Below are 14,926 nucleotides of genomic sequence, written 5' to 3' on the forward strand. Positions count from 1 at the left end.
GGGGCAGTGCTCAAGGGCTTCCGGGATTTCATCATGCGGGGCAACGTCATCGACCTCGCCGTCGCTGTCGTGATCGGTGCGGCCTTCACGGCCGTCGTCAACTCGCTGGTGACGAACATCTTCAATCCGCTGATCGGCGCGATCTTCAGGGCCGAAAGCCTCGACGCGGCGCTGATCCTCCCGATTCCCACCGTCGACGGCGGCGTCGCCGAGGTCAAGTTCGGTGCCGTGCTCGGCGCCATCCTGACGTTCGTCATCGTCGCGGCCGTCGTCTACTTCGTCTTCGTGCTGCCGATCAACACCATGAAGAAGCACGCCGAAGAGCGATTGAAGCGCGGCGGCACGCCCGATGCGTCGGAGCCGGCACCCGAGACCGAGCTCGTGCTGCTCGGACAGATTCGCGACCTGCTCGTCGAGCAGCGCGGCGGCAGCACCGACGACTCGGCCGCGGGCAAGCACCAGCTTTCCTGACCGGCGGTTCAGCCCCAGTGCGGCGGTCGCTCGCGCGTGATGCGCTCGTCGTCGGCTGACCCCGGTGACGCGCGTTTGCGCTTCGCCGGAGCCGCCTCCGCGCCCGGAACCGGTGTCTCGGGCGACGGGTCGGATCCCGGCGCGGGCGTCAGCCGAGCACGCCGGGCCCTTCCGCTCGCGCGTTCGACGCGCTGACGTGGCTCCTCGGTCATCGACGTGCAGCCGCGGCGCCCGAGGGCCGTTCGGCCTCCGGCCGCCCGAGCAGTGACGCGACCCGCGAGGCGACCGCCTCGGGGTTGCCGAACAGCTCGAAGCTGTGCACCCGCAGGTAGTGCCAGCCCAGGCGGCGCAGCACGTCGGGCCGCAGGCGCAGCGACTCGCGCAGGCTGAGGCCGGCCAGTGCCTCGTCGGTCTCGACGACGACGGCCTTGCCCGCGTTCGCGGCGGCGAGCGCGAGACGGTCGCGATGGCCGACGCTCACTCGGATGCCCCGGCGCTCGAGCCGTGCCGCGAGGTCGTGCAGCATCGACGGTGCGTCACCGACCTCGCCGGCAGCGGCAGCGGCAGCGCGGGCCTCGGTCTGCGTGAGCACGTTCGCGAGCGCGAGCACGCCGTGGCTCTGGCGGTCTTCGTCGATGTCGTCGGGGCGGAAGGCCGAGACGAGATCCATCGAACGCCTCGCCCGCGTCATGCCGACGGCGAGCAGGCGATCGCCGCCGGGCTCGCCGAGCGAGCCGAAGTTCGAGAGCAGGCGGCCGTGGGGGGTGCGGCCGTAGCCGACCGAGAAGATGACCCGGTCGCGGCTCTGGGCGACGGCCTGCTCGAGCGTGAGCACCGTGAACGGCTCGGCCCGGTCTTTCAGGATGAAGTCGGAGAGATCGGTGCGCTTGGCGAATGCGGCGAGCACCGCCTGGTGTACGCGAGCAGCGTGCCGGGTGCTCGCGGTGATGACCATGAGCGACTCCCGCGGGCGCTTCACCGCGTGATCCATGACGAGTTCGACGACCTTCGCGACCTCGGAGTCGATCGACTCCACCGTGCCGGTCACCGAGTCGGGCAGGCCGTTGCCCGAGACGTAGTGCAGGCCGAGGCTGCCATGGCCGAGGAAGCTGCCGGCCCACGGCATCGAGACGATGCGGCCGGCGTAGAAGCGGTTGTTCACGAGCTCGGCGAGATCTTCGCCGCCGGCTCGGTAGCTTCGGGTGAGGGTGAGCGTCGGCAGCAGTTCGCCGAGGCGGGCGAGGGCGGAGTCGGCGTGCAGCGCGTCGACGCCGTGCTCGGTCGACGGGCCGCCCGACTGTTCGACGTCGTCGATGCCGGTCTCGAACAGCGTTGGCGTCTGCGTGACGGGATCGCCGAAGGCGACCACTTGCTTCGCCCGGCGGATCGCCCCGAGGTTCTCGGCGATGCTGGTCGCCCCCGCGTCGACCAGGATCACGGTGTCGAACCCGATCGAGTCGTCGATCGCGGCGACGTCGTAGGGCGACGCGAGCCACACCGGAGCGAGCGCCCGGAAGAGATGCGGCGTCTCGGCCTGCAGCGTCTCGGGGCGCACCCGGTCGCCACGGAGCATCCGCTTCAGTCGACCGGCCTCGTCGGGATGGTCGACGAGCGCGACCTTCCAGTTCTCGGCGAGCCGCCACGCGAGTTGCGGGCCGGCCGCAGAGGCGTGCGCCTCGTCGACGAGCCGGAAGTCGCCTTCGAGCCGGTCGAGCACCGTCGTGTTCGCGCCGAGCAGCGCCTTCTCGTGCGCGAGCACCGATTCGAGCACCGACTGCCACCAGGCGAGTTCGAGCTCGGCGGCGACCGCGCGCTCGGGCACGTGACGCTTGGAGAGATCGAGCAGCAGCGGGTCGAGACCGAGGTCGCGAAGGCGGCCGAGCACTGCTGTGCGCTCCTGCAGGTTGGTGAGCACCTCGGACTCCGCGGCGAGCCCGGTGAGCGTGGCGGTCAGCTCCCGCACGGGACGCGCCGCGAGCTGGCGAGGAGTGGCGACGATGCCGAGCGGTGCGTCGAGGGCCGCGAGATCGTTCGTGACGTGCTGGTACGCGACGTGCACGTCGTCGATGCCGACGGGAACGCTCGGGATCGCCCCGGCGTCGGAGTAGCGCTGCCAGAGGGTTCGCTGCTGCTGGATGCCGCGGAGCGCCGCATTCAGGTCGGAGACATGCACGCCCGGGCGTACGAACTCGAGTGCGTGCCGGCGCAGCCTGCGACGGTTGGCGCTCGACATGCCGGGCGAGTCCCGTCGTGCGGAGGTCGCGGCGATGAGCTCGCCGAGCGGGCGATCGAAGACCGAGGGCTGGAACCGGTCGAGCGTCTCGCGCACATCGAGCAGGAGTCGGAGGAACACCCCGAGTTCGGCGACGGACTCGAACTCGCGCAAGCGGGTCTGGGCGATGAGAGCCCGCCCGCGATCGAGCAGTCTCGGCAGGTCGTTCGCCGAGAGGCGCTTCGCGAGGTCGTGCGCGGTGCTCGCCTCGACGGACGAGCTGAACGAGGCGCCGTACCAGGGAGAGTCGCCGGGGCCGTAGCGGAACTCGCCGAGCGCGGCGGCACGGGCGAGCTCGCGCGCGACGTCATCACGGCCCTCGGCGAGCGCCACGAGCGCGCCGTGATCGAGTCGTGCGGTCGTCGACGGCGACTCGGGTGCGAGCGCGAGGCCCGCGAGCGCTCCGAGCGCGTCGAGTACCGAGACGTGCAGTTCGGGGTCGGTGCGAGTGAGTGCCGCGCGGTAGTCGAGCAACACCTTGCGCAGGCGCACGAGGGCGTCGTCGACGTCGGCGACTCGCGGACGCTCGGCCTTCTCGTTGCGGGAGATCGATTGGATCAGTTCACGACGGAGGCCGGCGGTCGTGACGGCCGCACCGCCGAGGCCGACCTGCCCGAGCCGGTGGGCGATGCCGTCGAGGCTCGCCCGACGTGCGCCCACGACGAGCACGCGCTTGTCTTTCGACACGAGGGCGCCGATGGCATTCACGATCGTCTGCGTGCCGCCGGTGCCGGGCAGCGTCTTCACGACCACCGAGGTGCCGGCCTCGATCTCGGCGACGGCCTGCTCCTGCTCGGGGTCGGCGTCGAGCAGCAGAGTGTCGGTCGACGGCGGACGCGCGTCTTGCGAGACCGCGCGCACGCGCTCGCCGGTCGCGGCGACGACCGCCGCACGTGCCGCCCGGTTGCCCGCGATGGCGTCGATGGCGGGGTGCTCGAGCTTCGCGGCATCCGCTGCCATCGCCGGTCCGACCTCGGCGAACGACGACACGACGAGTCGTGGCGCGACGTGGAACCAGGGCAGGTGACTCGTGAGCCCCCGGAGGCGGTCGATCACCGGTTGCGGCTTGAACACGCCGTTCGTGATCGCGAGCGCGACGAAGGCCTCGGCATCGAGGGTGATCTGGAACTGCTCGCGGAGCTCGCGGGCGAGCGCGGGGTTCAGGAACGGCTGGCCCTTGAGCTTCAGTTCGAAGTCGCGCCCGTACCGGCGGATGGCGAGCGGGCGCAGCAGCACCGGCGCGAGGAACTCCTCGCCTGCATTGCGCCACGAGGCGAGGCCGATGGCGAGGTGCACCGACTCGATGCCGCGCACCGAGCGCAGCTCGATGCCCTTCTGCGTGATCTCGGCGGCCGCGAGACGCGCATTGCGCAGTGCGAGCTCATCGCGGATCAGGCTCGAGAGCAGGGTGGACTTGCCGGTGATGAACTGCGGCAGGCCGCCGGGATGCGTCGTCGACAGCTCGATGCGGGTTCGCGGCGTGTCGACGAATCGCGCCAACGGCGATCTTCCGCCGACGGCGGCGAGTTCGGTGTGCCAGCGTCGCCAGGCGGGTTCGGCGACGTTACCGGCGACCAGCTCGGGGTCGCCGAGGCTGAGGCCTTCGGGGCTCGTGATGTCGTGTCGCATGTGTTCCGGTGTGAGGAGTTCCGCGGCAGCGTCGATCTCGGGGTCGAGGATCTCGTCCTCGTCGTGATTTCGATCGAGCCGCCGCACACCGACACCATACGTGGTATCGCGCGGAATCCACGGAGCATCGCCGCGCAGTGGCGTCTTCCGATACCCCCCGGGTATCGTGCTAGCCTCGCTCGGGTGACTCCTGCTCCCGCTGCATCCGTCTCTTCGGCCCCCCACCGGGCCCACGACTCTGCCGCCGACCGCGTGCGAACGACCGTCATCGTCGGCGGCGTCGCGGGCGGCATGTCGGCGGCGACCCGGCTGCGACGGCTCGACGAGCGCCGCGAGATCATCGTGCTCGAACGCAGCGGCGCCGTGTCGTTCGCCAATTGCGGGCTGCCCTACCACGTGTCGGGCGTGATCGCCGAGCGCGGCGAGCTCGCCCTGCAGACGCCCGAGCGGCTCGCGGCGCGGTTCCGCATCGATGCACGGGTGCGGCACGAGGTGCTCTCGATCGATCGCGGCGCGAAGACCGTCGTGGTGCGGGACCTCGACCGCGATCGCCTCCACGAGATCGGGTACGACGAGCTCGTGCTGTCGCCCGGCGCCGCGCCGCGCCGACCCGCGCACATCGCCGCCGGGGCGGCCGTGCACGCCCTGCGCACGCTCGACGACCTCGATGGCATCATGACCGGCCTCGGCGGCGTTCCCGCCGGCGACCCGGCGGTCGTCATCGGTGGCGGCTACATCGGCATCGAGATCGCCGACAACCTGCACCGGCGCGGCCTCTCGGTCACGATCGTGCAGCGCGGCGATCAGTTGCTCGCGCCACTCGACGAGGAGATGGCCGCTCCCGTCGCCGATCACCTCGCGAGCCTCGGCATCGGCGTGCTCCTCGGCCGCAGCGCCGTCGAGGTCGCAACCGATCACGTGACGCTCGACGACGGCGCCCGGCTGCCGGCCGCGCTCGTGATCGCCGCGATGGGCGTGACTCCCGAGGCGTCCCTCGCCGCTGACGCCGGCCTCGCCATCGGCGACGAGGGCGGCATCGCGGTCGATGCCTTCCACCGAACGCGCGACCCGGCGATCTTCGCGATCGGCGACGCGGTCGAGAAGGCCGACGCGATCGACGGAGCCGGGCGCCTCGTGACGCTCGCCGGGCTGGCGAATCGGCACGGCCGGGCCGTGGCCGACGTCATCGCCGGCGACGCGGTGCCGGCGCGGCCCTCCCTCGGCACCGCGATCGTCGATGCCGCGGGGCTCACCGTCGCGAACGTCGGCTGGTCGGAGCGCGCCGCGGTCGAACGCGGCCGCGACGTGCGAGTGATCCACACGCACCCCTTCTCGCACGCCACGTACTTCCCGGGTGCCACACCCCTGTCGCTGAAGCTCGTCGTCGATCGGGCGGACGACCGCATCCTCGGCGCCCAAGCCGTCGGCACCGACGGGGTCGACAAGCGCATCGACGTCATCGCGACCGCGATGAGCGCCGGGCTCGCGGCATCCGCCCTCGCCGATCTCGAACTCGCCTACGCACCGCAGTACGGCTCGGCGAAGGACCCCGTCAACATGCTCGGCTACGTCGACCGCAACCTCGCGAACGGCGACGACCGCGTGATCCAGTGGCACGAACTCGAGCACGAGCTCGCCGCGGGCGCCGCGCTCGTCGATGTGCGCGCCGAGGGGCAGCTCGCCGAGGGGCTGATCCCCGGCGCACGCTGGATCCCCGTCGAAGCGCTGCGCGAACGGCACGCCGAGTTCGGCGGCCGCCGCATCGTCGTGCACTGCCGAGTGGGCCAGGGGGCACACACCGCCGCGCGCCTGCTCGCCGCCCTCGGCCACGACGTCGTGAACCTCGACGGCGGCTACCTCACCTGGCGAGACGGCCAGCGGGCGAGGGCGCTCGTCGGGATTCGGCTCGCCGCCTGACGACGCCGACCGCACCGCGCCGCGCCACCCCCGATCACGACCACCACTCCCACACCCGACCATTCCAGGAGCCCAGATGCGAACCACCACCCCGAACGACGCGCACGAGAACGGCGACGCGGTCATCCTCGACGTGCGCGAGCCGCACGAGCTCACCCAGGCGCGCATCGAGGGCACGATCGACATCCCGCTCGGCGAACTCGTCGAGCGCGTGGCCGAGGTGCCGACCGACACGACCGTCTACGTGCTGTGCCACGTCGGCGGCCGCAGCGCGCAGGCCACGCAGTACCTCGAATCGATCGGCGTCGATGCTGTGAACATCGACGGCGGCATCATGGCCTGGTATCAGGCCGGACTGCCGGTCACCCTCGGCGGCACCTCGTGAGCATCGAAACGGCCGTCGGCGAGCCGGCCGCCGACGCCCAGCGCCGCATCGCGAACCGACTGAAGCGCGCCCGCGGCCAGTTGAACGCCGTGATCGAGGCCGTCGAGTCGGGCGCCGACTGCCGCACCGTCGTGACCCAGCTCTCCGCCGTCTCGAGCGCGCTCGACAAGGCCGGCTTCACGATCATCTCCACCGCGATGCGGGACTGCGTCGCCGACACCGACGCCGATGGCGGGGCGGATGCCTCGGGGCGGCTGACCGTCGATGAGCTCGAGAAGCTCTTCCTCACCCTCTCCTGAATTGCCCGCTGCGTTTCAGCTCGAGGTCAGCGCAGGGCGAGCTCGAGGTTGTGGGCGGCGGCGACGCCCTCGTTGGTGAGGCGACCGGCGGTCGCGTTGAGGCCCTTCGCGAGTGCGGGATCCGCGGCGAGCGCGGCCTCCCAGCCGAGGTCGGCGATCTTCAGGGTGTACGGCAGCGTGGCGTTGGTGAGCGCCGGGGTCGAGGTCGCCGGCACCGCGCCCGGCATGTTGGCCACGCAGTAGTAGATCGCGTCGTGCACGCGGAACGTCGGGTCGGCGTGCGTCGTCGGGTGCGAACCCTCGAAGCATCCGCCCTGGTCGATCGCGATGTCCACGAGCACCGAGCCCGGCTTCATGGCGGCGACCATCTCGTCGCTGACGACCTTGGGCGCTGCTGCGCCCGGCACGAGCACGGCGCCGACGACGAGGTCGGCGTCTTTCAGCTGACGGGCGATCTCGTACGGCGACGAGGCGAGCGTGTGGATGCGGTGGTCGTAGCGGGCGTCGATCTCGCGCAGCTTCGGCAGCGAGATGTCGAACACCGTGACGTCGGCGCCGAGTCCGAGCGCGGTCGCGGCGGCCTGCTCGCCGGCGACGCCGCCGCCGATCACGACGACCTTCGCAGGCGAGGTGCCCGGCACGCCGGCCATGAGCACGCCGCGCCCGCCGCGCGAGGCGAGCAGCTCGGCCGCGCCGACCTGGGGTGCCAGGCGCCCGGCGACCTCGCTCATCGGGGTGAGCAGCGGCAGCGAGCGATCGGCGAGCTGCACGGTCTCGTAGGCGATCGCCGTGACGCCCGAGTCGAGGATCGCCCGGGTCAGCGGCAGGTCGGCTGCGAGATGCAGGTAGGTGAAGAGCGTGAGGTCGGCGCGCAGGTGGCCGTACTCGGCGGCGATCGGCTCCTTGACCTTCAGCACGAGCTCGGCCGACCACGCTTCATCGGCGGTCGCGACGATCGTCGCACCGGCCTCGGCGTATTCGGCATCGAGGTACCCGGCCCCCACGCCGGCGCCGGCCTGAATCGCGACCGAGTGACCTCGGCCGGCGAGCGCGTGCACCCCTGCGGGCGTCATCGCGACGCGGAATTCGTTGTTCTTGATCTCTGCGGGCACGCCGATGCGCATGGGTTGCTCCGATAGCTGTGGGCCGAATGTCGTAGTGACGACAGCCCTCATTTTCGCCGCTTGTTCGTCATGCCGAAAGATCAACCGCACAGAATTCGGTAGAATCGCGACATCCGCAGCACTCATTCGAATCAAGGATGCCTGGATGGCCGACGCACCGCAGATCACCGCACCCGGAGTCGAACCGACGCCCGTCGTACTCGATGCGATCGATCGCCAGATCATCGCCCGCTTGCACGAGAACGCGCGCATTCCGAACGTCGATCTCGCGCGAGCGGTGGGCGTCTCACCGTCGACCTGCCTCGCCCGTGTGCGGTCGCTGCGCGAGCGCGGGGTCATCGTGCGCTACACCGCCGAGATCGACCCGGCGGCGCTCGGCTATCACCTGCAGGCGCTCGTGAGCGTGCGCATCCGCCCTGGGGCGCGGCACCTCATGGAGCAGATCTCCGACGAACTGCGCATGCAGCCCGAGGTCGCGCAGCTCTTCTTCCTCGGCGGCTCAGAAGACTTCCTCATCCACGTGCGCGTGCGCGACAGCGATCACGTGCGTCAGTTCGTGCTGAAGAACCTCTCGGCGAATCCGGCCGTCGCCCTCACCGAGACGAACCTCGTCTTCGAACACCACACGGCGCTCTCGGCGGGCCTTCGCGCCGTGATCTGAGCGACGGAGCACCACTCGTCGAATCGACGACGGCTGCCGCGGGCCCTCGCCAGCGGCGGCATCCGGACATATCGTTGTGGGGATCACGATGTGGATGCCGCGGGCCCTCGCCAGCGGCGGCATCCGGACATATCGTTGTGGGGATCACGATGTGGCTGCCGCCCTCGCCAGCTGCGCCCTCCGGACATATCGTTGTGGGGATCACGATGTGGCTGCCGCCCTCGCCAGCTGCGCCCTCCGGCAATATCGTTGTGGACATGGCGCCCACCGAGATCGTCGCTCCCATGCTCGCCAAGGCCGTGCCGGCCGTGCCCGAGCCCGACTCGGTGCCTGGCGGTCTCGCCTACGAGCCGAAGTGGGACGGCTTCCGCGGCATCATCGCGTTCGACGGCGAGCACGTCGAGATCGGCAGTCGCGGAGCGAAGCCGCTCACCCGTTACTTCCCCGAGCTCGTCGAGGCGTTCGAGCGTCTGCTGCCGGGGCCGTGCGTGCTCGATGGCGAGATCGTGATCTCGACCGCTCGCACGGGGCGGGCTCGGCTCGACTGGGAGGCGCTCTCGCAGCGCATCCATCCCGCTGCGAGTCGGGTCGATCTCCTCGCCCGTGAGACGCCCGCGATGTTCGTCGCCTTCGACCTGCTTCACGAGGGCGGGCGCTCCCTGCTCGACGAGCCGTTCTCCGAACGTCGCGCGCACCTCGAGCGACTCGTCGGCGAGCTCGGCGACCCGATCCGGCTCACTCGCATCACGACGGATGTCGCGCTGGCCCGCCGCTGGCTCGAGGAGTTCGAGGGGGCGGGTCTCGACGGCGTCGTCGCCAAGCCGCTCGCGGCGGCCTACGCGCCCGGCAAGCGGGTGATGCTGAAGGCGAAGCACCATCGCACGGCCGACGTGGTCGCCCTCGGCTATCGCGTGCACGCGTCGGGCAACGGGGTGGGTTCGATCCTGCTCGGGCTCTACGACGATGAGGGCCGGCTCCGCAACGTCGGCGGCATGTCCGCGTTCAGCAACGCCAGACGGCTCGAACTGCTCGACGAGCTGGCGCCCTACGTCGTGCGCGACGGTGACGGCGGGGCAGTCACCGGCGAGACGGAGCGCAGTCGGTTCTCATCGGGACGCGACGTCTCGTTCGTGCAGTTGCGCCCCGAGCTCGTCGCCGAGGTGCGGTACGACCAGCTCGAGGGCGACCGGTTCCGGCACACCGCGCAGTTCGAGCGGTGGCGGCCCGACCGCGAGCCGCGATCGTGCACCTTCGAGCAGATCGAGCGGCCGGTCGCCTACGACCTCGACGAAGTACTCGGCTGAGGTCGGGCACCCGCGGGGCACGCGGTTCGACCGCCGCAGGCGGCCGGGTAGCAGGCCCGCCGGGAAAGTCAATCCCTATCGCGCCCCCGGGCGCCCGCGTAGCTTCGATTCGTCGGCCCCACCGCCGTGGCCGAGCGACCGAGGAGTACCGATGAGCGATCCAGCCCCGATTGAGTCGAGCGCCGACGACGACGAACTCGACCAGGCGGTTGCCGCCGCCGAGCAGCACCAGCATGCCGAGGAGGACGCCGACGCCGACGAGCACGTCGTCAAGCGCGACCCCGAGACCGGCCGAATCGCAGAGGAGCCGGCGCAATGAGCTCGATCCTCGACGACCCGGCACACGACGAGCGGGCCAAGCGAGCGCACGGACTTCCGCCGATCGGCCTCTGGTGGCCGATGCTCGAGCGCCCGCTGCAGATGGAGGTGCTGGAGAACGTCGACGCCCCGCTCCGAGCGGTCGTCGTGCGTCGCATCTTCGACCTCTGCGAGCTCGACCCCGGTTTCACCCCGCGACTCGGCGTGCGGCTCGGCGAGAACGAACGCGCCTACATCGCCGGCTGGATGCACTCGGTCGACTGGTACTGAGTTCCGATCCCTTATCGAGCACCATCGGCGGGTCGGATGCCGCGGCGGCCCGCCGTGCCACAGAATCCTGCCGTGGCCACAGCATCGCTGGAGTCGAGTCGGTACGAGCGGGAGAGCGTCGAGTTCGCCCGCACGTTCGCTTTTCTCGACGCCGTCTACGCGATTGCGCTGACGCTGCTCGTCGTGAACGTCGAGCCGCCCGCGGCATCCGACTGGCGGAGCCTCACCGCGCTGCTCGGCAGCGAACTCGGCTGGCAGCTGCTCGGCTTCGGAATCAGCTTCGCGGTGATCGCGGTGTTCTGGCGGGCGAATCACCGCATCGTCGGCGGGTTCAGCGCGATCACCCCGGCGACCATCACGGCGAACCTCGTCGCGATCGCCTTCATCGTGCTCATCCCGTTCTCGACGCAGGGCATCAGCGACTCGGCGACCGCCGATCAGCCGCTCGCGATCTCGGTGTACGCCGTGAACATCAGCGTCGCCGTGCTCGCCCAGGCCGCGGTCTTCTTCGTCGCCCGGCACGACGGAGTGCTGCGCGATCCGCTTCCGCCACGTGCCGACACCGTGAAGCTGCTCGACACCCTCACCACGCCCGCGGTCTTCCTCGCCTCCATTCCCGTCGCGTACCTGCTCGGCGCCGACTGGGCGCGTTACACGTGGGCGCTGCTGCTCGTCATCGGCCCGCTCAGCGGCCGGTGGGCGGCCCGGCGTATCGCGCGCATCCGGGCGGCATCGGCGTCGCACCCGGCGGGCGCCGCGCGCGGCTGAGCGACGCCCGCCGCACCGGGTGTGCATTCATGTCGCCGCGGGGTGCGACGATTGAAGGATGCCCGTCGACACGTACCCGTTCGTGGAAGAGCTCGCCATCGCGAGATTCGTCGGTCCGCTGAACCTGAGCCGTGGTCGCACGGCAGCCCGTGCCGGGGCCGTGGTGTCGCTCACCTGGGAACCGGCCCACTTCCGACTGAGCGCCGACGTGCGCGGCACCGCGGCTGAGCCATATCGGTCGAGTGTGAAGCTCGATCTCGGCATGCCGGGGCGCGCGACGATCCTCGCGGGCGCCTGCACGTGTCCCGTCGGGCGCAACTGCAAGCACGTGGCGGCGATGCTGCTCGCCGCTGCCGAACATCACCGCAGAGCACAGGCAGATGCCGCTGGGGCCGCCTCGCGCGATGCCGCGACGGCGGCAGCCGCAGGGTGGCGCGGCGAACTCGAGGCGCTCGCAGGTGTACGCGACCACGACGGCGGCGAGACGGATGACGCGGCGCCGCGTCAACCGCTCGCGCTGCAGTTCGAACTCCGCGAGCGTGTCGCGCGCCGGGGCACCGGGCGACAGGCTGCTCGCGATGAGACGGCGTCGTCCGCGGCATCCGTCGACCGGCTCGCGGTTCGCCCGGTCACCCGCGGTACCCGGGGCGGCTGGATCAAGGGCAGCCTCACGTGGCAGAACGTCGGGTTCCAGGGCCGTGCCGGCGGCTTCGATCCGGCCCAGGCCCGCTGGTTCGCCGAGTTCTCGCTCCTGAAGGGCACTCGTCACTCGGCCTTCGCCGAGTTCGGCTCCGCCTGGATCTCGCTCGACGAATACGAGAGCCGCACCCTGTGGGCGCTGCTCGAGGCGGCGACCCGGCTCGGCATCGGCCTGGTCGGCAGCACGGCGCGGGCCGTCGTCGCGGTCGCCGACGCCGCGGTCATCGGACTCGATGCCCGACGCGCCGAGCCCGACGCTGAGCCCGACGCTGAGCCCGATGCCGACGCCGAGCCCAGTGCCGGCGTGAGCCCGGCGCACGAAACCGACCTGGTGCTGACGCCGTCGGTCACCGTCGGCGAGCTCGTGTATCCCGCAGAGCAGGTGCGGATCATCGGCGACCACGGCGTCTACGCCTACGACTTCGCTCGCGGCACGATCACGCTCGCGCCGCTGGCTGCGCCGCTGACGCCGGCAGGCCGCGCCGCGGTGCGACGCCGCGCACCGATCGTGGTGCCGTCGAGCGAGGTGCCGGCGTTCATCGAGGAGCAGTACGCGCCGCTCGCCCGGTCACTGCGTCTCGCGAGCGGTGACGGCAGCTTCGCGCTGCCCGAGCTGCCCCCGGCAACGCTCGTGCTGACGATGCACCACGAACCGCAGCACACCCTCCGCCTCGAATGGCAGTGGCAGGCCGATGGCGGGCGGCGGTTCGCGCTCGGCGCACCCGATGCCGAGTTCCACGACGCCGAGCGCGAACGGCTCGTCGCGGCATCCGCTGCCGCCCTGCTCGCCGACGATCCAGCCGGGTTGCCGGCGGTGACCCCCGGTGCCAGCCCCGCGCTTCGCCCCGAGGCGACGCTGCGCGGCCTCGCGAGCGCCGAGTTCGCGGCGAGACTCCTCCCCCGTCTGCAGGAGCTCGACCGGCTGCGCATCGACACCGTCGGCGACCCGCCCGCCTACCGCGAACTCGTCGAAGCGCCGAAGCTCACGGTCACGACGGTCGAGAGCGAGCGGACCGACTGGTTCGACCTCGGCGTCGTGGTGACGGTCGAGGGCAAGCGAGTGCCCTTCGGCCCGCTGTTCAGTGCGCTTGCCAAGGGGCGGGCCAAGCTCATGCTCATCGACGGCAGCTACCTCTCGCTCAAGCAACCGGTGTTCGATCCGCTGCGCGAGCTCATCGAAGAGGCCGGTTCGCTGCGCGAGTGGGAGGTCGGGCTGCGCATCAGTCGCTACCAGACGAGCCTCTGGGCGGAGTTCGAAGACCTCGCCGACGAGTCGGAGACGGCGGTGGCCTGGCGCGCGACGGTCGCGGGACTGCGCGCCGCCGATCGGGTCGAGGAGATCGCGCCACCGGCAGGCCTCGCGATGGAGCTGCGGCCCTACCAGCTCGCCGGCTATCGATGGCTCGCCTTCCTGTACCGGCACGGGCTCGGCGGCATCCTCGCCGATGATATGGGACTCGGCAAGACCGCCCAGACGCTCGCCCTCATGGCCCACGCGCACGAGACGACCGCCGAGGCTGAACGCCGCCCGTTCCTCGTCGTGGCCCCGACCTCTGTGGTCTCGAACTGGGCGACCGAGGCCGCGCGCTTCGTGCCGGGGCTCAGGGTCGAGTCGGTCACCACCACGAGGGCGGCCAGCCGCACCCGACTCGCGGATGTCGCGGAACGCGCCGACATCATCGTGACGAGCTACGCGATCCTCCGTCTCGACGCCCCCGAGTTCGCGGGCCTCGAGTGGGCCGGGCTCGTGCTCGACGAGGCGCAGTTCGTCAAGAACGCGTCGTCGAAGGCGAACGCCGCGGCCCGCGACATCCGAGCCCCCTTCCGGCTCGCCGTCACCGGCACGCCCGTCGAGAACAACCTCATGGAGCTGTGGGCGCTGCTGAAGATCGTCGCGCCCGGCCTCTTCCCCTCGGGCCGCGGCTTCGCCGAGCGCTTCGCGCGGCCGATCGAGAACGATCACCACGTCGAACGCCTGGCCACGCTGCGTCGACGCATCCGCCCCTTCATGCTGCGCCGCACGAAAGAGGTCGTCGCGCCCGAGCTGCCACCGAAGCAGGAGCAAGTGCTGACCGTCTCGCTCGACCCCGAGCACCAGCGCATCTACGACGCCTTCCTGCAGCTCGAGCGGCAGAAGCTGCTCGGCCTCATCGAAGACCTCGATCGCAACCGGTTCACGGTGTTCCGCTCGCTCACGCTGCTGCGCATGCTGAGCCTGCACGCCGGGCTCATCGACCCCGAGCAGTACGCCGAGGTGCCGTCGGCCAAGCTCGACGCGCTGTTCGAGCAGCTCGACGAGGTCGTGGCCGAGGGGCACCGCGCGCTCGTATTCAGCCAGTTCACCTCGTTCCTGCAACTGGCGGCGGCGCGACTCGACGCCGCAGGCGTGCCGTACGCCTACCTCGACGGGTCGACCACCAAGCGGGCCGACGTGATCTCGAAGTTCCGTGAGGGCGATGCCCCGGTGTTCCTCATCAGCCTGAAGGCCGGCGGTTTCGGCCTGAACCTGACGGAGGCCGACTACGTCTTCCTCCTCGACCCGTGGTGGAACCCCGCGAGCGAGGCGCAGGCCGTCGACCGGGCGCACCGGATCGGCCAGTCGAAACCCGTGAACGTCTACCGCATGGTGGCCGAGGGCACGATCGAAGAGAAGGTCATGGCGCTGAAGGCGCGCAAGGCGAAGCTCGTCTCCTCGATCATGGACGACGGCGAGCTCTTCAGCGAGACGCTCACCGCCGACGACATCCGGGGGCTGCTCGGCGGCTGAGCGGCATCGAGCAGTTTCGAAGAAGCACCGGCGGGTCGGCCG

At 71.0% G+C, this 14,926-nt stretch carries 12 protein-coding genes; 10 read left to right on the forward strand and 2 right to left on the reverse strand.

Going from position 1 to position 14,926, the window contains the following annotated elements; all coding sequences use genetic code 11:
- The first annotated feature begins 6 nt into the window (after positions 1-6).
- Positions 7-471: a large conductance mechanosensitive channel protein MscL gene (gene mscL / locus H521_RS0117380; protein WP_022894292.1), complete on the forward strand. Its 465-nt coding sequence runs from the start codon at positions 7-9 to the stop codon at positions 469-471.
- 208 nt (positions 472-679) lie between these two features.
- Here mscL and H521_RS0117385 read toward each other — a convergent pair whose 3' ends face one another.
- A complete protein-coding gene (locus H521_RS0117385) occupies positions 680-4,372 on the reverse strand; it encodes an AAA family ATPase (RefSeq protein WP_211215515.1) in 3,693 nt (1,230 codons plus the stop codon).
- Between the two features lie 183 nt (positions 4,373-4,555).
- On the opposite strand from H521_RS0117385, the gene H521_RS0117390 reads away from it, so the two are divergent.
- The 3 genes from H521_RS0117390 to H521_RS0117400 all read left to right on the forward strand — a co-directional run bounded on the left by H521_RS0117390 (position 4,556) and on the right by H521_RS0117400 (position 6,973).
- Positions 4,556-6,289, forward strand: coding sequence for an FAD-dependent oxidoreductase (locus tag H521_RS0117390; protein WP_425393599.1), 1,734 nt, complete (start codon positions 4,556-4,558; stop codon positions 6,287-6,289).
- A gap of 76 nt (positions 6,290-6,365) precedes the next feature.
- Entirely contained in the window at positions 6,366-6,674 is a 309-nt protein-coding gene (locus H521_RS0117395) for a rhodanese-like domain-containing protein (RefSeq protein WP_022894295.1), read from the forward strand.
- Positions 6,675-6,676: 2 nt separating this feature from the next.
- The gene (locus H521_RS0117400; protein WP_026482432.1) at positions 6,677-6,973 is read left to right on the forward strand and encodes a metal-sensitive transcriptional regulator; all 297 of its coding nucleotides are present in this window, start codon (positions 6,677-6,679) and stop codon (positions 6,971-6,973) included.
- Positions 6,974-6,999: 26 nt separating this feature from the next.
- Here the strand turns inward: H521_RS0117400 and ald are convergent, their stop codons facing one another.
- Positions 7,000-8,097 (reverse strand): alanine dehydrogenase, encoded by a 1,098-nt coding sequence (gene ald / locus H521_RS0117405; protein ID WP_022894297.1) that lies wholly within the window; start codon positions 8,095-8,097, stop codon positions 7,000-7,002.
- 145 nt (positions 8,098-8,242) lie between these two features.
- On the opposite strand from ald, the gene H521_RS0117410 reads away from it, so the two are divergent.
- The 6 genes from H521_RS0117410 to H521_RS0117435 all read left to right on the forward strand — a co-directional run bounded on the left by H521_RS0117410 (position 8,243) and on the right by H521_RS0117435 (position 14,884).
- Positions 8,243-8,758 (forward strand): Lrp/AsnC family transcriptional regulator, encoded by a 516-nt coding sequence (locus H521_RS0117410; protein WP_022894298.1) that lies wholly within the window; start codon positions 8,243-8,245, stop codon positions 8,756-8,758.
- A 257-nt stretch (positions 8,759-9,015) separates the two neighbouring features.
- On the forward strand, positions 9,016-10,062 hold the full coding sequence (locus H521_RS0117415; protein WP_022894299.1) for an ATP-dependent DNA ligase: 1,047 nt from the start codon (positions 9,016-9,018) through the stop codon (positions 10,060-10,062).
- 151 nt (positions 10,063-10,213) lie between these two features.
- Entirely contained in the window at positions 10,214-10,381 is a 168-nt protein-coding gene (locus H521_RS25940; protein WP_022894300.1) for a hypothetical protein, read from the forward strand.
- Complete coding sequence (locus tag H521_RS0117425; protein ID WP_022894301.1) at positions 10,378-10,650, forward strand: hypothetical protein; 273 nt, start codon at positions 10,378-10,380, stop codon at positions 10,648-10,650. Before H521_RS25940 ends, H521_RS0117425 begins: the two co-directional genes overlap by 4 nt.
- A 72-nt stretch (positions 10,651-10,722) precedes the next feature.
- Entirely contained in the window at positions 10,723-11,418 is a 696-nt protein-coding gene (locus H521_RS0117430; RefSeq protein WP_169514011.1) for a TMEM175 family protein, read from the forward strand.
- 58 nt (positions 11,419-11,476) lie between these two features.
- On the forward strand, positions 11,477-14,884 hold the full coding sequence (locus tag H521_RS0117435) for a DEAD/DEAH box helicase (protein ID WP_022894303.1): 3,408 nt from the start codon (positions 11,477-11,479) through the stop codon (positions 14,882-14,884).
- The last annotated feature ends 42 nt before the right edge of the window (positions 14,885-14,926 follow it).

This window comes from Agromyces subbeticus DSM 16689 (genome assembly GCF_000421565.1).
Lineage (GTDB): Bacteria > Actinomycetota > Actinomycetes > Actinomycetales > Microbacteriaceae > Agromyces > Agromyces subbeticus.